Here is a 17,180-nt window from a genome sequence, read left to right on the forward strand (position 1 = left end):
CAGCCTTTCGAGGGCAGATGCTGAGGGTGATCTCATCGCAGGGGCTTTGAGAACCGTGGCTTCGATCCTAGCAGTGCGTTTTTGTCTGTAGCAATGCTGGTATATGCAGGGTTATTCTGCGTTTTTGCACAATTGCGAGGTCGGCTTCATGGATTGGGACAACCTGCGCTACTTCCTCGAACTCTCCCGCGCGGGCAAGTTGACGGCGGCCGCGCGCAGGCTAGGCGTCGACCACACCACGGTGTCGCGCCGTGTGCAGGCCCTAGAAAAGAGCCTGGAGGCCCAGCTGTTTATCCGCGCGGCGGCGGGCTACAGCCTGACCGAGGCGGGGCGGAATCTGCTGCCCCAGGCAGAGGCGATGGAGAGCGCCTGTTCGGCCATCGAACAATCGAGAGCCGGGCCGGGGGACACCCTCTCCGGCCAGGTGCGGATCGGTGCGACCGAGGGCTACGGTTCCGTCATGCTTGCCCCGCAACTGGCCGCGCTCACCCAACGTTATCCGCATCTGGGCATCGATCTGCTGGCTGTGCCGCGCATGGTGCAACTGTCGCGGCATGAGGCCGATATCGTGATTACCCTGGAGCGGCCGGTACGTGGGCCGTTCATCATTACCAAGCTCACCGATTACGTGCTCAAGCTCTATGCCTCGGCCAGCTATCTAGAGCAGCATCCGCCAATTCGACATCGGGATGACCTGCGCGAGCACGGTTTCGTCAGCTATATCGAAGACTTGCTCTACAGCAAGGAGCTGCTTTATCTCGATGAAATCGGCCGGCCCCGCCATGTCGCGTTGCGCAGTACCAGCATTCTCGCGCAGCAGCAGGCAACCGCAGCCGGGGCCGGGATTGCCATTCTCCCGTCCTTCTCCGCCGATGCGGACCCACGGCTGAAACGCGTGCTGGGCGAGCAGATCGAATTCACTCGAACCTTCTGGATGTTGATGCCGATCGAGCTCAAGGACATTGCCCGGATGAAGACCACCTGGAACTTTCTGCGTGAAATGGCCGAGGCGAACCAGGGACTGTTGATGGGCCGTCAGCTGGACTGAGTAGTTTTCCGGCCTGTCCAAATCGCTCACCGACAATGGTGGCTTTCGACATTGCCGCCATCGGCCCGCAGCGCGAATATCCGGTTAATTCCACATAAGAACAAACCGGGGAGTCATAGCGATGCGCGATTACCTTACCGCCGCAACTGGGTTCGATTACACCAGTACGGCCGACGCCGACCTTGCGGGCTCTCTCGATGCCCTCAATGCCTGTGTCGAATGCTGCGACCGGCATGCCTTGCCGGGGCGCATCGCGTTGTTCTGGGAGGGCCGTGACGGCTCGGTCGCCAACTACAGCTTCAGCCAGCTGAAAGAACTCTCCGGGCGTTTCGCCAATTTCCTCCACAGCCAAGGCGTGCGCCCCGGCGACTGCGTGTCGGGCCTCTTGCCGCGCACCCCGGAGCTGCTCATCACCATACTCGGGACCTGGCGCCTGGGCGCTGTCTATCAACCGCTGTTCACCGCCTTTGGCCCGAAAGCCATCGAACACCGGGTGAAGATCGCCGGCCCGCGGGTGTTGGTCACCGACGGCACGAATCGGTCGAAACTCGACGAGGTGGACAACCCACCTACCCTAGTCACAGTTGGCGGCGCCAAAGGGCAGGGCATCGCCCAGGGCGATTTCAGCTTCTGGGCGGAAATCGAGCGGCATTCACCAACGTTCGAACCGGTCATGCGCACAGCCGAAGACCCGTTCCTGATGATGTTCACCTCGGGCACCACCGGGCCGGCGAAACCCTTGCCGGTGCCGCTCAAGGCGCTGATCGCGTTTATCGGCTACATGCGCGATGCGATCGACCTGCGCCCCGAAGATTCGTTCTGGAACCTCGCCGACCCGGGCTGGGCCTATGGGCTCTACTACGCAGTGGCGGGGCCGCTGGCGCTGGGCCATCCGACCACCTTCTACGATGGCCCGTTCACGATCGAAAGCACCTGCCGGATCATCCGCAAATATGCCATCAGCAACCTGGCCGGCTCACCGACGGCGTATCGCCTGCTGCTGGCCAACGCCGCCGAGGTCACCCAGTCGATCAAGGGCTGCCTGCGCGTGGCCAGTAGTGCCGGCGAGCCGCTGACCCCGGAGGTGATCCGCTGGTTCGACGCTCAGCTCGGGGTAGCGATCCACGACCACTACGGGCAAACCGAGACGGGCATGGTGCTGTGCAACCACCACGCGCTGGAGCACCCGGTGCGCATCGGCGCGGCAGGCTTCTCGGTGCCCGGTTATCGGGTGGTGGTGCTCGATGAGCAGAACCGCGAATTGCCGCCCGGCGAGCCGGGCATCCTCGCCATTGACCGCAAGCACTCGCCGCTGTTCTGGTTTCCCGGTTATCTGGGGGGGCCGACCAAGGCTTTTGTCGGCGACTACTACCTGAGTGGCGACACGGTCGAACTGAATGACGACGGCAGCATCAGCTTCGTCGGCCGCGCGGATGATGTGATCACCACGTCCGGCTACCGGATTGGCCCCTTCGATGTCGAGAGCGCGCTGATTGAGCATCCGGCGGTGATCGAAGCCGCGGTGATCGGCAAACCGGACCCCGAACGCACCGAACTGATCAAAGCCTTCGTGGTGCTCGGCGCGCAGTACCTGCCCTCGCCGCAGTTGGCCGAAGAACTGCAGCAGTACGTGCGCAAGCGCCTGTCCGCCCACGCCTATCCGCGGGAAGTCGAGTTCGTGCTCGAACTGCCGAAGACCCCGAGCGGCAAAATTCAGCGTTTCCTGTTGCGTAATCAGGAAATCGCCAAACAGCGTGAAGCCGAACCGCACCCGGCGGCGCAGTGATTCAGGCGTGATCGACCCAGTACTGATTAATTAAGGAGAGCGTTTTGCGTATCGAAGACCGTGTATTCCTGGTGACCGGCGCCAGCTCCGGGCTGGGCCTGGCGACGGCACAGATGTTGATCGCCAACGGCGGCAAAGTCGTGCTGGCCGATCTGAATGCCGAGGCCGGTAATGCCCGTGCCGCGGAGTTGGGCGGCAATGCGCGCTTCGTCCAAGCCGATATCACCCAGGAGGCCGATGGCCGCCAGGCGATCGCCTGCGTCCTGGAGAGTTTTGGCGCCTTACATGGCCTGGCCAACTGCGCGGGCATTGCGCCGGCGGAAAAGGTCGTAGGCCGACAGGGTGTCCATGGCCTGGAGAGCTTCGCCCGGGTGGTCGGCGTCAACCTGATCGGCACCTTCAACATGCTGCGCCTGGCCGCCGAGGCCATGTCCCAGGGGCCGGCGGACGAGGGCGGTGAGCGCGGGGTGATCATCAACACCGCCTCGGTCGCGGCTTTCGACGGGCAAATCGGCCAAGCCGCCTATGCCGCCTCGAAAAGCGGCGTGGTCGGCATGACCCTGCCGATCGCGCGCGAGCTGGCGCGCTTCGGCATTCGCGTGATGTGCATAGCGCCGGGCATCTTCGCCACGCCGATGCTGACCAGCATGCCGCAGGAGGTGCAGGACTCCCTGGGCGCCAGCGTGCCATTCCCGTCGCGCCTCGGTCGCCCGGACGAATACGCCGCGCTGGTGCGGCACATCATCGAAAACAGCATGCTCAACGGCGAGGTGATTCGTCTCGACGGCGCCATTCGCATGGCCGCCAAATAAGACTGTCTAACTAGTGCCAGTGGCCTGAGCGGTATTTGTAGGCTGGGTAGAGCGCAGCGACAAAACGGCAGGAAAGCCGTTTTGCACAGCTTTAGCTGCCCGTAGGGTGAGGTGCATGGATGCACCTCGTGAAAACCAGCTCTGAGCAGAGGAGAGAAGACATGAGCAATCAACAGGATCCGGTGGTTATCGTCAGTGCCGCCCGCACGCCGATGGGCGGCTTTTTCGGCGACTTCAAGGACGTCAGCGCCGTCGAACTGGGCGCCACGGCGATTCGCGCCGCGCTGGCGCGGGCCGGGCTGCAGCCAACGGAGATCGACGAAGTGATCCTCGGCTGCGTACTGCCAGCCGGGCTGGGCCAGGCCCCAGCGCGTCAAGCGGCGCTCGGCGCCGGGCTGGCACGCGGTACCGTATGTTCGACTATCAACAAGATGTGCGGTTCGGGCATGAAGGCCAGCATGTTGGCGCATGACCTGTTGCTGGCCGGCAGTGCCGACATAGTGCTGGCCGGCGGCATGGAAAGCATGTCCAACGCGCCCTATCTGCTGGAGCGGGCGCGCAGCGGTTACCGCATGGGCCACGGTCGGGTGCTCGATCACATGTTCCTCGATGGCCTGGAAGATGCCTACGACAAGGGCCGGCTGATGGGCACCTTCGCCGAAGACTGTGCCCAGGCCTATGGCTTCAGTCGTGAGGCGCAGGATGCCTTTGCGCTGGCGTCGCTGAGCCGGGCTCAGCAAGCGATGGCCAACGGCCGCTTTGCCGATGAGATCGCCCCGGTCGAGGTCAAGGTCGGCAAGGCGTTGCGCGAGGTGAGCAGTGACGAGCAGCCGCCGAAAGCCCGGCCGGAGAAGATTCCGACCCTGAAACCGGCGTTCCGCGAAGGTGGCACGGTGACGGCGGCCAACTCCAGTTCGATTTCCGACGGCGCCGCGGCGCTGCTGCTGATGCGCCTGTCGCAAGCCGAACGACGCGGCCTCACACCACTGGCGGTGATTCGTGGGCATGCCTCGTTCGCCGATGCGCCCAACCTGTTTCCCACCGCGCCTATTGGTGCGCTGCGGCGGCTGCTGCAGAAAACCGGCTGGGCGCTGGGCGAGGTCGATCTGTTCGAGATCAACGAGGCCTTCGCGGTGGTCGCCATGGCCGCCATGCAGGGCCTCGACCTGCCGCACGACAAGGTCAATATCCACGGGGGTGCCTGCGCCCTCGGTCATCCGATCGGGGCGTCCGGGGCGCGAATCATCGTCACGCTGCTGTCGGCGCTGAAGCAGTACGACCTCAAACGCGGCGTGGCGGCCATCTGCATCGGTGGCGGCGAAGCCACCGCAATCGCCGTCGAACGACTGCGCTGAGACTGGAGAACTCCATGATTCCCTCGGAACAAGACCTGCAAATCCGCGACGTTGCTCGCCAGTTCGCCCAGGAACGTTTGAAGCCCTTTGCCGCCGACTGGGACCGCGAGCACCGCTATCCGGCCGAGGCTTTGCGCGAGATGGCCGGGCTGGGTTTTCTCGGCATGCTGGTGCCGGAAGAGTGGGGTGGCGCGCAAACCGGGCACCTGGCCTATGCCATGGCGCTGGAGGAAATCGCCGCCGGCGATGGCGCCTGCTCGACCATCATGAGCGTGCACAATTCGGTGGGCTGCATGCCGATCTACAAGTTCGGCACCGACGAGCAGAAACAGCGTTACCTGACGCGGCTGGCCAGTGGGGAGATGCTCGGCGCCTTCGCCCTGACCGAACCGCAGGCCGGTTCCGACGCCAGCGCCCTGAAGACCCGCGCGCGCCGCGACGGCGATCACTACGTGCTGAACGGCACCAAGCAGTTCATCACCTCCGGCAGCCATGCCGGGGTGGTAATCACCTTCGCGGTGACCGACCCGGCGGCCGGCAAGAATGGCATCAGCGCCTTTATCGTGCCGACTGATACGCCGGGCTACGAAGTGGCGCGGGTCGAGGACAAGCTCGGGCAGCACGCCTCGGATACCTGCCAGATCGTCTTTAACGACCTGCGCATCCCGGCAGAGCTGCGGCTAGGCGAGGAGGGGCAAGGTTACCGGATCGCCCTGGCCAACCTGGAAGGCGGCCGGATCGGCATCGCCGCGCAATCCGTGGGGATGGCCCGCGCGGCGTTCGAGGTGGCGCGCGATTACGCCCACGAGCGGGAAACCTTCGGCAAGCCGCTGCTGCAACACCAGGCGTTGGCATTCCGGCTGGCGGACATGGCGACGGAAATCGCCGTGGCGCGGCAGATGGTGCACCACACCGCCGCCCTGCGCGATGCCGGGCTGCCCTGTTTGAGCGAGGCGTCGATGGCCAAGTTGTTCGCTTCCGAGATGGCCGAACGGGTCTGCTCGGCGGCGATCCAGACCTTGGGCGGCTATGGCTATCTCAACGATTTCCCGGTCGAGCGCATCTATCGCGACGTGCGTGTCTGTCAGATCTATGAGGGCACCAGCGACGTTCAGCGCATGGTGATTGCGCGCAATCTTTGAGCGCCCGCCTTCGCGGGAACCCAATTCGCGATTGGCTTTTCAAGCCCCGAGCTCAGGCAAGTCCCGGAACCGAGGTCGCGAATAAATTCGTTCGTGTAGGAGCGAATTCATTCGCGATTGGCTTTTCAAGCCCCGAGCTCAGGCAAATCCCGGAATCGAGGTCGCGAATAAATTCGCTCCTACAAGCGGGGCGCTTCGCGGCTGGTAATTTGCTGCGCCAGCTCGATCAGTTGCTCGCGCATCCAGCGGTTGGCCGGGTCCTGGTCGGTGCTTTCATGCCAATAGAGGTGGGTTTCCACCGGCGGCACTTCTACCGGCAGGCCGATATAGTGCAGGTCGTGGCTGCGGGCGAAACGTTCGGGCACGGTCATGGCCATGTCGGTCTGCTGCATCACCATCGACGCCATCAGGTAGTGCTGCGAGCGCAAGGCGATCTTGCGCTGAATCCCCATCTTGCCCAGGGTCAAGTCGACATAACCCAGGCCACTGCGGCGGCTGGAAATGTGGATGTGGGTCAGCGACATGTATTCGTCCAGGCTGAGCTTATCCTTGGCCAGCGGGTGGCCCTTGCGGATGGCGCAGACATAACGGTCCGCCAGCAGCTTGACGTGGCGTACCTGCGGGTCGGTGTTCAGCGGCGCATCGACGGCGAAGTCGAGGCGGCCAGCGGCCAACTCCTTGGTGGTTTCCCGCCGTTTGGAAAGAAAACTCTCGATTTGCACGGCCGGAGCCAGGCGCCGTAGACGCTGGAACAGCGGCGGCAGAATTACCTCCTCGGTGAGGTCGGTCATGCTGATGCGGTAGGTCTTGTTCGCCTGTAATGGGGTGAAGATGCGGCTTTCTTGCACCGAAACGCGCAGCAGCGACAGCGCATTGCGCACCGGGCCGATGATGTTCTGTGCCATTGGCGTCGGCACCATGCCTTGCGCGGTGCGCACGAACAAGGGGTCGTTGAAGGTCTCGCGCAGGCGGGCGAGGGCGTTGGAAACGGCCGGCTGGGTAATGCCGACGATCTGCCCCGCGCGGGTCAGGTTGGCCTCGGTGTAGATGGCGTCGAAGACGATAAAAAGGTTGAGATCGACCTTGTTTAGATTCATTCCGAGCGCTCTCCTGAGGTTATCCAGATCAGCTGATCATATATCGGTGATGAATGTTTATACACGCCGAGAATAGGTTAGGTAAATCTTCATCGCTGATCTAGGATCATTTTCAACCTCACCCCGATACATCAAAATCAGCCGTTCAGAAGGTAGCTCCTAATGGATTTCGCCTATTCCCCCAAGGTTCAAGCACTGCGTGAACGCGTCACTGCGTTTATGGATGCCTATGTTTATCCGGCCGAGTCGGTTTTCGAGCGTCAAGTAGCCGAAGGTGACCGCTGGCAGCCCACCGCGATCATGGAAGAGCTGAAAGCCAAGGCTAAGGCCGAAGGCCTGTGGAACCTGTTTCTCCCGGAGTCCGAGTTGGGTGCCGGCCTGACTAACCTGGAATACGCTCCGCTGGCGGAAATCATGGGCAGATCCTTGCTCGGCCCGGAGCCGTTCAACTGTTCGGCGCCGGACACCGGCAATATGGAAGTCTTGGTGCGTTATGCCAACGAAGCCCAGAAGAAGCAGTGGCTGGAGCCGCTGCTGCGTGGCGAAATCCGCTCCGCCTTCGCCATGACCGAGCCGGACGTGGCCTCGTCCGATGCCACCAACATGGAAGCCCGCGCGGTGCGCGAGGGTGACGAGTGGGTGATCAACGGCCGCAAATGGTGGACTTCCGGCGCCTGTGATCCGCGCTGCAAGATCATGATCTTCATGGGCCTCTCCAACCCGGATGCGCCGCGGCATCAACAACACTCGATGATTCTGGTGCCGACCGATGCGCCCGGGGTGAAGATCGTCCGGCCGTTGCCGGTGTTCGGCTACGACGATGCGCCCCACGGCCACGCCGAAGTGCTGTTCGACAACGTTCGCGTGCCGTACGACAGCGTGCTGCTCGGCGAAGGCCGTGGCTTCGAGATCGCCCAGGGGCGCCTTGGCCCAGGCCGCATCCACCACTGCATGCGCTCCATCGGCATGGCCGAGCGCGCGCTGGAACTGATGTGCAAACGCTCCGTCAGCCGTACCGCCTTCGGCAAGCCGCTGGCGCGCCTGGGTGGCAACGTCGACAAGATCGCCGACTCGCGGATGGAAATCGACATGGCCCGCCTGTTGACCCTGAAAGCCGCGTACATGATGGATACCGTCGGCAACAAGGTCGCCAAGAGTGAGATCGCGCAGATCAAGGTCGTGGCACCGAACGTGGCCTTGCGCGTGATCGACCGGGCCATCCAGATCCACGGTGGCGCCGGCGTGTCCAATGACTTCCCGCTGGCCTACATGTATGCGATGCAGCGCACCCTGCGCCTGGCCGACGGCCCGGACGAAGTGCACCGGGCCGCGATCGGTAAGTTCGAGATCGGCAAATACGTGCCCAAAGAACTGCTTAAAAGCAGCCACTAAGGCGCGCTAAAACGACAAGGCCCGCATCTGCGGGCCTTGTCGTTTCTGTGGTCTTTAGCGGCGGCAAGCCAGTTCAGCCGGGCTCGCTCAATACACCCAGACTTCTACCCGACGGTTTTTGATCCGGCCATTCTCCGCGCTATTCGCGGCCACCGGCAGCTCGTCGCCCAAGCCGCTGATGTCACGGAAGAGCACTCCTTGCTTGGCCAGTTCGCGGCGGACCGTCATCGCCCGCAGTTTCGACAGCAAGGCCGCGCGGGCCGCATCGGCTTTAGGGTCACCAAAGCCAATCAGCACCACTTGCCGATGCAGCTTGTCTTGGCTTTTCAGGTAATCCATTACCCGCTCGAGATCGCGCTGGGCCTTGTTGTCGAGGGTGGCGCTGCCTTCCTGGAAACGGAAGTTCACCGACAGCCGCTGCGCATCACGGGCCAGTTGCTGGTAGCTCTGCGGCATCTCCGGCGTCGGCGCAACCTTAATGGCCTGCACCGTCTGCGCGATAAACCCGCTTTGCGCGACTATGGCCTGGCCACGCGGGCTGTGGGCGAACTGTACCAGGGCCTGGGCCCAGGGATTCCGGACGTCGGGCTGGTTATAGAAGAACAACCGGCGCGACAGCGGATAGTCTTCGGTGGCGATCAGACTGGTGGAGGGCGGCATCGCTTGCGACTCACCATCGGCAATCGCCAGCGCTTTGGCTTGGCGAATGTAGGGCAGGCCGATAAAACCAATGCCCTGCGCATCCTGGCTGACGGCATCGGACAGCTGTTCGCTGGACTCATAACGCTTGGCGCCCGTTGCCAGGCTTTTGCCGTGGGCGGCGAGCACCAGCTCCTTGAAGGTGTCGTAGGTGCCGGACTTGTCATCGCGGGCATACAGCTGGATCGGCCCGCCACGGCCGCCGAGCTCCTCCCAGGTCTTCACCTCGCCCGCGAAGATCTGCGCCAGTTGCTCGGTGCTCAGTGCCGCGAGTGGGTTGCTCGGGTGGAGGATGATCGCCAGGCCATCGATGGCGATCACTTGCTCGGCACCGCGACTTCGCAGATCGCCGAGTGCGGCCAGCTCCTGCGCCTCGCTGTCTTTAATCGGCCGCGAGGAGGCGGCCAGCTCGGCGCTACCGTCTTTCAACGCGACGAAGCCAGTCCCCGAACCATGCGCGGCGACATCGATGCTGACGGTGCGGCCATCGCTGGTTTGTCCTATTACTCGCTGCTCGTTTGCAGTGCCCGTGGCTTCCTGGCGGATGGCGCGCAGGCCTTGTTGCTCCAGCAAGCCCTTGACCAGCGCCGGACCGAGCTTGGCACCTATGGTGTTGGAACCCTGGATGCGCAGCGCCGGCGTGCCCTCTGGCGGAATCGGCAGGGCGGCGAACACCGACCAGGGCAGGGCATAGCAGACGAACCCGAGGATCAGCAGGCCGAGGGTACGGTTCCAGGTTTCGTGTTCAACGCTTGGCATTGCGCGCGACATGCGGCAGGCACCTTCTATGACTGGGAGGAAAGTGCCGAGAGATTAAGACGAAGAGGTGACAGGGATATGACAGGGCGGCGCTTTAGAGGCTCTGCAATGGGGTATTGAGCTAAATAACCGGCCAGCTACCCTCGCCCATGAACGGCAGAGGGCAGCTGGATCGAGAAGAGATCAGCTCAGCTCCAGCCAGATCGGCGCATGGTCGGAGGGTTTTTCCATGGCGCGTAGGTCGTAGTCCACGCCCGCGGCCTTGATCCGCGGTTGCAGAGCGTTGGAGGTCAGGATCACGTCGATGCGCAGGCCGCGTTTGGGCTCGTCTTCGAAGCCTCGGCTGCGGTAGTCGAACCAACTGAAACGGTCGGCCACGTCCGGGTAGAGCTGCCGGAAACTGTCGACCAGGCCCCAGTTTTTCAGGCTGGCCAGCCACTCACGCTCTTCCGGCAGGAAGCTGCATTTGCCGGTCTTCAGCCAGCGCTTGCGGTTCTCCTCGCCGATACCAATGTCGCAGTCTTGCGGGGAAATATTGATATCACCCATCACCACCAGCGGCTGGCTGGGTTGGAACTGGTTTTCCAGCAGGGCCTGCAAATCGGCGTAGAAGCGTTGTTTGGCCGGGAACTTGGTCGGATGGTCGCGGTTTTCGCCCTGCGGGAAGTAGCCGTTCATCACGGTCACCGGCTGGCCATTGGCGTCGGCGAAGCTGCCCCAGATAAAGCGCCGTTGCGCGTCTTCCGCATCGCCGGGAAAGCCTTTATGCAGCGCCAGCGGGGCTTGGCGCGAGAGCAGGGCGACGCCGTAGTGGCCTTTCTGGCCGTGGTAATGCACCTGATAGCCGAGGGCCTCGACGTCGGCCAGCGGGAACTGCTCGTCTGAGACTTTGGTTTCCTGCAGGCCGATCACGTCAGGCTGATGCTTCTCGATCAGCGCCGCCAGTTGATGCGGGCGGGCGCGCAGGCCGTTGATATTGAAGGAGACGATCTTCATGAGCGGCGAGTCCTGGGCTGTCTATCTTGAGAGCTAGCGATGCTAGCCGATTGCTTGGCCGCGCGGCCAGTCATCTGGCAGCCCTGGCGGGGCGGTGCTAACGTGGGGGTGGGCCCCACATAACAAGGGGGCACCACATAACAAGAAGAGGTCACGTGCATGCCTGCATCGTCTGTTGCCGTTGCGCCCGCGGAAGTTCGACTGCTCGATAGCAGTTTCGTCCACGAAGCGCGCTCGCTGCTGTACCACGCCTACCGTCACGAACCTACCTTCGGCTATCTGTTCGAATCTGAACGCCCCGGCTTCGACCAGCGCGTGCGGGCCACCATGCGCGAACTGGTGCAGCAGCACTTCGCCGAAGAGCTGCCGGCCATCGGTCTGTTGATCAACGATCGGCTGGTGGCCCTCGCGCTGATTGCGCCACCCCAACGACGGCTGGATATCACCGAAAGCTGGGGCTGGCGGTTACGCATGCTGCTGACCACCGGTTTACGCTGCACCAAGCGCTATCTGGAGTATCACCACGCGGTGCTCGCCTGCCTGCCGCCGGGGCCCTATCACGTGTTGCCACTGCTGGGCGTGCACCCGGAGTTTCAGGGCCAGCATCTCGGTGAACAGTTGCTCGAAGCGCTGCACAACTGGTGCGCCGAGGATACCGGCTCGCAAGGGGTGGTGCTGGATACCGGCAATCCGCGCTACCTGGAGTTCTACCAGCGCCAGGGTTACGAGGAGATCGGCGAGGTGGCGGTTGGGCCGATCATCGAGCACGTGTTCTTTCATCCCAACCCGCAACCCGCCGTGTTGGCCAGTGCCTGAATGCTCCTCGGGGGGCGGCAGAGCCCCTCTAGAACGCGATGAGGAGTACTTTGCGCGGGGTTATTCCTGCGCGCAGCGGGTGGTGATACTGACTCATAAGTCAGGACTTTTTCGCCCGTCCGTGTTTAACTCTGTCGACTAAAATTTCCGGCCTAACAACCCCAGCATAAGGAACAAGTCCATGGCTCAAGTGACCCTCAAAGGCAACCCCATCCAGGTCAGCGGCGAGCTGCCGCGCGTCGGCCAGCAAGCGCCGGCGTTCAGCCTAGTTGGCAAGGATCTGGCTGACGTGACCCTGGCCAGCTTGGCCGGCAAGCGCAAAGTGCTGAACATTTTCCCCAGCGTCGACACCCCGACCTGCGCCTCCTCCGTGCGTAAGTTCAACGCCGAAACCAGTAAGCTGGCCAATACCGTGGTGCTGTGCATCTCCGCCGACCTGCCGTTCGCCCAGGCGCGCTTCTGCGGCGCCGAAGGCCTGGCAAACGTGGTCAACCTGTCGACCATGCGCGGCGCCGAATTCCTCGAGGACTATGGCGTCGCTATCGCCAACGGCCCGCTGGCCGGCGTTGCCGCCCGTGCCGTGGTGGTGCTGGACGAGAACGACAAGGTGCTGCACAGCGAGTTGGTGAGCGAGATCGCCGAAGAGCCCAACTACGAGGCTGCCGTAGCCGCTCTCAAGTAACACGCTTTCAAGTAACAAGCGGCGACACCTCGAACGGCCTGGCTTCCAGGCCGTTTTTATTTGTGCGCCAGGCGCTTAGTAAAAGTCAGGGTTAAGTAAAAAGCCGGTAAAGAGGCTTTCCGCCGGGCCTCACAGTGCTTATCGTTCTCGCTCGAATCCAGTAATCGACGATGACCATGAGCTCGCAAACCGGTAAAGCCTCCACGTTCCGCACCCTTCGCCCCTGGTTAATCACCGCCGCCGCTTTTGCCGGCGTGGTGTTGCTGGTCATCTGGTTATCCGAACCGACTGGCTCGGCCTCGCCGGCCGAGGGCAAGGTAAGAGGGCGGCCGGGGATGGGGTTGCCCGCTGGCGTAGCCGGAATGATGGTGAGCGTCAGCCAGGTTGTGCGCGCCGATCTTGACGTGCACTACCACGCGCTCGGCACCGTGACCGCCTTCAATACCGTGAATATCAAGCCGCGGGTCAGTGGCGAACTGGTCAAGGTGCTGTTCACCGAGGGCCAGGAGGTGAAGGCCGGCGACTTGCTCGCGGTGGTCGACCCGCGCGCCTATCGCGCCGCGTTGGCGCAAGCCGAAGGGACCTTGCAGCAGAACCGCGCGCAGTTGAAAAACGCCGAAATCGACCTCGAACGCTATCGCGGCCTGTATGCCGAAGACTCCATCGCCAAGCAGACCCTGGACACCCAGGCGGCCTTGCTCAGCCAATATCAGGGCACCCTGATGACCAATCAGGGCCAGGTGGATGATGCCAAGCTGAACCTGGCGTTCACCGAAATTCGCGCGCCGATCAGCGGCCGGCTGGGCTTGCGCCAGATCGATGTCGGTAACCTGGTCAGTTCCAGCGACACCACGCCGCTGGTGGTGATCACCCAGGTACAGCCGATTGCCGTGGTCTTCAACCTGCCGCAACAGCAGCTCGGTACCGTGGTGCGCCAGCTCAACGCCAAGCAGGCGCTGCCGGTAGAGGCGCTGGACCGCAATAAAGACCTGACCCTGGCCAAGGGGGAACTCATTGCCGTAGACAACCAGATCGACACCACCACCGGCACGGTCAAGCTCAAGGCCCAATTTGCTAATAATAGCGGCGCCAACGCCGACCGCTCGCTTTTCCCCAATCAGTTCGTCAACGTGCGCCTGCTCGCCGAGACCCTGCATGACGTGCTGCTGATCCCGGCCAACGCCGTGCAGCGCGGTAATGACGGCACCTATGTGTATGTGCTCGGCGAAGGCGACAAGGTCAGCCAGCGCGCGATCACCCTGGGGATCGGCGAAGGCGAAAGGGTCGTGGTGGAAAAGGGCCTGGCAGTCGGTGAGCAGGTCGTGGTCGAGGGTACCGACCGTCTGCGCGATGGCATGGCGGTGCGTATCGCCGCATCGGAGCAAGTGCACAAAGACCAGGTGCAGAAAGACCAGGGCGCTGGCGCATCCCAAGGTGCTGCGGCCCAAGGCCAAGAGGCTAAGGCCGGGGCCGCACAATGAACCCGTCGCGCCCGTTCATCCTGCGGCCGGTCGCGACCACCTTGTTGATGGTCGCGATCCTGCTGTCGGGGATCATCGCCTATCGCTTCTTACCGATTTCGGCTTTGCCGGAAGTGGATTATCCGACCATCCAGGTGGTCACCCTGTATCCCGGCGCCAGCCCGGAAATCATGACGTCCTCGGTGACCGCACCGTTGGAAAACCAGCTCGGGCAGATCCCCGGCCTGAACGAGATGTCTTCGAGCAGTTCGGGCGGAGCGTCGGTGATCACCCTGCAATTTACCCTGCAAAGCGACCTGGATGTGGTCGAACAGGGCGTCCAGGCGGCGATCAATACCGCGCAGAGCCTGCTGCCCAATGACCTGCCGTACCAGCCCTCGTACAGCAAGGTGAACCCGGCCGATGCGCCAATCCTGACGCTGGCAGTGACCTCGAGCAATCTGACGCTGCCGCAGGTACAGGATCTGGTGGACACCCGCCTGGCGCAAAAAATCGCGCAGATTTCCGGCGTCGGCCTGGTCAGCATCAGCGGTGGGCAGCGCCCTGCGGTACGCATTCGCGCCAATCCAATCGCCCTGGCCGCCGCCGGGCTGAGCCTGGATGATCTGCGCAGCACGGTGTCGAACAACAACCTCAACGGCCCGAAAGGCAGTTTCGACGGCCCGACCCGGGCTTCGACCCTGGATGCCAACGACCAACTCAAATCCGCCGCGGCTTACCGTGAGCTGGTGGTGGCGTACAAGAACGGCGCGCCGCTGCGCCTGCAGGACGTTGCCAGCATCGACGACGCTGCGGAAAACGTCCGCCTCGCCGCCTGGGCCAATACTACGCCGGCGGTGGTGCTGAACATCCAGCGCCAGCCGGGCGCCAATGTGATCGAGGTGGTCGACCGCATCAAGGCCCTGTTGCCGCAGCTGCAAGCCAGCCTGCCGGGCAGCCTGGAGGTCCAGGTGCTGACTGACCGCACCACGACCATCCGGGCATCGGTCGCCGATGTGCAGTTCGAGTTGGTGCTGGCCGTCTGCCTGGTGGTGATGGTGACCTTCCTGTTTCTGCGCAACTTCTCCGCCACGCTGATTCCCAGCCTGGCGGTGCCGCTGTCGCTGATCGGCACCTTCGGCGTCATGTACCTGGCCGGTTTCTCGGTCAACAACCTGTCGCTGATGGCGCTGACCATCGCCACCGGCTTCGTGGTCGATGACGCCATCGTCATGGTGGAAAACATCACCCGTTACCTGGAACAGGGTGACGGCCCGCTGGAGGCCGCGCTGAAGGGCTCGAAGCAGATCGGCTTCACCATCATCTCGCTGACCTTTTCCTTGATCGCCGTGCTGATTCCGCTGCTGTTCATGGGCGACGTAGCGGGGCGGCTGTTCCGCGAGTTCGCCATCACCCTGGCGGTGGCGATCCTGATTTCCGGCATCGTCTCGCTGACCTTGACGCCGATGCTCTGCGCCAAGCTGCTGCGCCACATCCCCGAGCACAAGCAGGGGCGTTTCGCCCGCGCCGCCGGCCACGTCATCGAGGGCATGATCGAACGCTACGGCCGCGCCTTGCGCGTGGTGCTGCGCCATCAACCGCTGACCTTGCTGGTCGCCATCGGCACCCTGCTGCTGACCGCGCTGCTCTACGCCTTGATGCCCAAGGGCTTCTTCCCGGTGCAGGACACCGGGGTGATCCAGGGCATTGCCGAGGCGCCACAGTCGATCTCCTTCCAGGCCATGGCGGCGCGACAGCAGGATTTGTCCAAGGTGCTGCTGGCCGATCCGGCGGTGGCAAGCCTGTCTTCCTTTATCGGTGTGGATGGCAGCAACGCCACGCTGAACACCGGGCGCCTGCTGATCAACCTCAAGCCCCACGGCCAGCGCGATGCCAGCGCCAGCGAGGTGATCCGCCGGCTGCAGCCCAAGCTCGCCGAGGTCGCCGGGATTCGCCTGTACCTGCAACCGGTGCAGGACCTGACCATCGAGGACCGGGTCGCGCGCACCCAGTACCAGTTCACCCTGCAGGACTCCAACCCCGAGGTGCTGGCCAAGTGGGTGCCGCTGCTGGTCGAGCGCCTGCAACAGTTGCCGGAACTCGCCGACGTGGCCAGCGACTGGCAGGACAAGGGCCTGCAGGCCTTCGTCAATATCGACCGCGACGCCGCCTCGCGCCTGGGTGTGTCCCTGGCCGATGTCGACAGCGCGCTGTACAACGCCTTCGGCCAGCGGCTGATTTCCACCATCTTCACCCAGGCCACTCAGTACCGGGTGGTGCTGGAGGTGGCGCCGCAGTTCCAGCTCGGCCCACAGGCGCTGGAAAACCTCTATGTCAGCGGCACCGACGGGGTGCAGGTGCGGCTCTCGGCATTGGCCCACATCGAGGAACGCCACACCTTGCTGGCGATCAACCATATCAGCCAGTTCCCGGCGGCGACCCTCTCCTTCAACCTCGCGCCAAAGGTCGCCTTGAGTGAGGCGGTGCAGGCGATTCGCGCGGTGGAGCAGCAGATGAATCTGCCGGTCGGCCTGCAGACCAGTTTCCGCGGTGCGGCGCAGGCGTTCGAGGCGTCGCTGTCGAGTACGCTGCTGCTGATTCTGGCGGCGGTGGTGACCATGTATATCGTGCTGGGGATTCTCTACGAGAGCTTCATCCATCCGGTGACCATCCTCTCGACGCTGCCCTCGGCCGGGGTCGGCGCGCTGCTGGCCTTGATGCTGGCGGGGGAGGAGATCGGCATAGTGGCGATCATCGGCATCATCCTGTTGATCGGCATCGTTAAGAAGAACGCGATCATGATGATCGACTTCGCCCTCGATGCGGAGCGTCACCAGGGCATGAGCCCGGTGGATGCGATCTTTCAGGCCTGCCTGCTGCGGTTCCGGCCAATCCTGATGACCACCCTGGCCGCGCTGCTCGCCGCGCTGCCACTGATGTTCGCCGCCGGTGCCGGCGCCGAACTACGGCGGCCGCTAGGGATCGCCATGGTCGGCGGCCTGCTGCTCAGCCAGGTGCTGACGCTGTTCACCACGCCGGTGATCTACCTGGCCTTCGACCGCCTGGCGCGACGTTGGAATGCCTGGCGTAAGCGCCACGGCATGGATCTGTCGGTGCAGTCATGAACGTGCTGATA

General features: G+C 63.3%; 13 protein-coding genes. 10 read left to right on the top strand and 3 right to left on the bottom strand.

What is annotated here, in order from left to right; genetic code table 11:
• Window positions 1-148 precede the first annotated feature (148 nt).
• The 5 genes from FFS12_RS04465 to FFS12_RS04485 all read left to right on the top strand — a co-directional run bounded on the left by FFS12_RS04465 (window position 149) and on the right by FFS12_RS04485 (window position 6,143).
• Window positions 149-1,048, top strand: a complete 900-nt coding sequence (locus FFS12_RS04465; RefSeq protein WP_137885698.1) for a LysR family transcriptional regulator — start codon at window positions 149-151, stop codon at window positions 1,046-1,048.
• Window positions 1,049-1,169: 121 nt separating this feature from the next.
• A complete protein-coding gene (locus FFS12_RS04470; RefSeq protein ID WP_137885699.1) occupies window positions 1,170-2,834 on the top strand; it encodes an acyl-CoA synthetase in 1,665 nt (554 codons plus the stop codon).
• Window positions 2,835-2,878: 44 nt separating this feature from the next.
• Window positions 2,879-3,646 (top strand): 3-hydroxyacyl-CoA dehydrogenase, encoded by a 768-nt coding sequence (locus FFS12_RS04475; RefSeq protein WP_137885700.1) that lies wholly within the window; start codon window positions 2,879-2,881, stop codon window positions 3,644-3,646.
• Between the two features lie 161 nt (window positions 3,647-3,807).
• Window positions 3,808-5,001: an acetyl-CoA C-acyltransferase gene (locus FFS12_RS04480; protein WP_137885701.1), complete on the top strand. Its 1,194-nt coding sequence runs from the start codon at window positions 3,808-3,810 to the stop codon at window positions 4,999-5,001.
• A gap of 14 nt (window positions 5,002-5,015) precedes the next feature.
• Window positions 5,016-6,143, top strand: a complete 1,128-nt coding sequence (locus tag FFS12_RS04485; RefSeq protein WP_137885702.1) for an acyl-CoA dehydrogenase family protein — start codon at window positions 5,016-5,018, stop codon at window positions 6,141-6,143.
• Window positions 6,144-6,322: 179 nt separating this feature from the next.
• On the opposite strand, the gene FFS12_RS04490 is transcribed toward FFS12_RS04485, so the two are convergent.
• Window positions 6,323-7,240 carry a LysR family transcriptional regulator gene (locus tag FFS12_RS04490; RefSeq protein WP_137885703.1) on the bottom strand — a complete coding sequence of 306 codons (918 nt, stop codon included), beginning with the start codon at window positions 7,238-7,240 and terminating at the stop codon, window positions 6,323-6,325.
• 162 nt (window positions 7,241-7,402) lie between these two features.
• On the opposite strand from FFS12_RS04490, the gene FFS12_RS04495 reads away from it, so the two are divergent.
• A complete protein-coding gene (locus FFS12_RS04495; RefSeq protein WP_137885704.1) occupies window positions 7,403-8,632 on the top strand; it encodes an acyl-CoA dehydrogenase in 1,230 nt (409 codons plus the stop codon).
• A gap of 87 nt (window positions 8,633-8,719) precedes the next feature.
• Here the strand turns inward: FFS12_RS04495 and FFS12_RS04500 are convergent, their stop codons facing one another.
• Together FFS12_RS04500 and xthA are read right to left on the bottom strand one after the other, a co-directional pair.
• Window positions 8,720-10,102, bottom strand: coding sequence for a substrate-binding domain-containing protein (locus FFS12_RS04500; protein WP_137885705.1), 1,383 nt, complete (start codon window positions 10,100-10,102; stop codon window positions 8,720-8,722).
• Between the two features lie 171 nt (window positions 10,103-10,273).
• Window positions 10,274-11,086 carry an exodeoxyribonuclease III gene (gene xthA, locus FFS12_RS04505; RefSeq protein ID WP_137885706.1) on the bottom strand — a complete coding sequence of 271 codons (813 nt, stop codon included), beginning with the start codon at window positions 11,084-11,086 and terminating at the stop codon, window positions 10,274-10,276.
• A 159-nt stretch (window positions 11,087-11,245) separates the two neighbouring features.
• Between xthA and FFS12_RS04510 the strand changes: the two genes are divergently transcribed.
• The 4 genes from FFS12_RS04510 to FFS12_RS04525 all read left to right on the top strand — a co-directional run bounded on the left by FFS12_RS04510 (window position 11,246) and on the right by FFS12_RS04525 (window position 17,169).
• On the top strand, window positions 11,246-11,902 hold the full coding sequence (locus FFS12_RS04510; RefSeq protein ID WP_137885707.1) for an N-acetyltransferase: 657 nt from the start codon (window positions 11,246-11,248) through the stop codon (window positions 11,900-11,902).
• Between the two features lie 181 nt (window positions 11,903-12,083).
• Window positions 12,084-12,584, top strand: coding sequence for a thiol peroxidase (gene tpx / locus FFS12_RS04515; protein ID WP_137885708.1), 501 nt, complete (start codon window positions 12,084-12,086; stop codon window positions 12,582-12,584).
• A gap of 176 nt (window positions 12,585-12,760) precedes the next feature.
• A complete protein-coding gene (locus tag FFS12_RS04520) occupies window positions 12,761-14,065 on the top strand; it encodes an MdtA/MuxA family multidrug efflux RND transporter periplasmic adaptor subunit (RefSeq protein WP_137885709.1) in 1,305 nt (434 codons plus the stop codon).
• Window positions 14,062-17,169 carry an MdtB/MuxB family multidrug efflux RND transporter permease subunit gene (locus FFS12_RS04525; protein ID WP_137885710.1) on the top strand — a complete coding sequence of 1,036 codons (3,108 nt, stop codon included), beginning with the start codon at window positions 14,062-14,064 and terminating at the stop codon, window positions 17,167-17,169. The genes FFS12_RS04520 and FFS12_RS04525 overlap by 4 nt, the downstream gene beginning before the upstream one ends.
• Window positions 17,170-17,180: the final 11 nt, after the last annotated feature.

This window comes from Pseudomonas sp. 2FE, from assembly GCF_005503735.1.
GTDB lineage: Bacteria > Pseudomonadota > Gammaproteobacteria > Pseudomonadales > Pseudomonadaceae > Aquipseudomonas.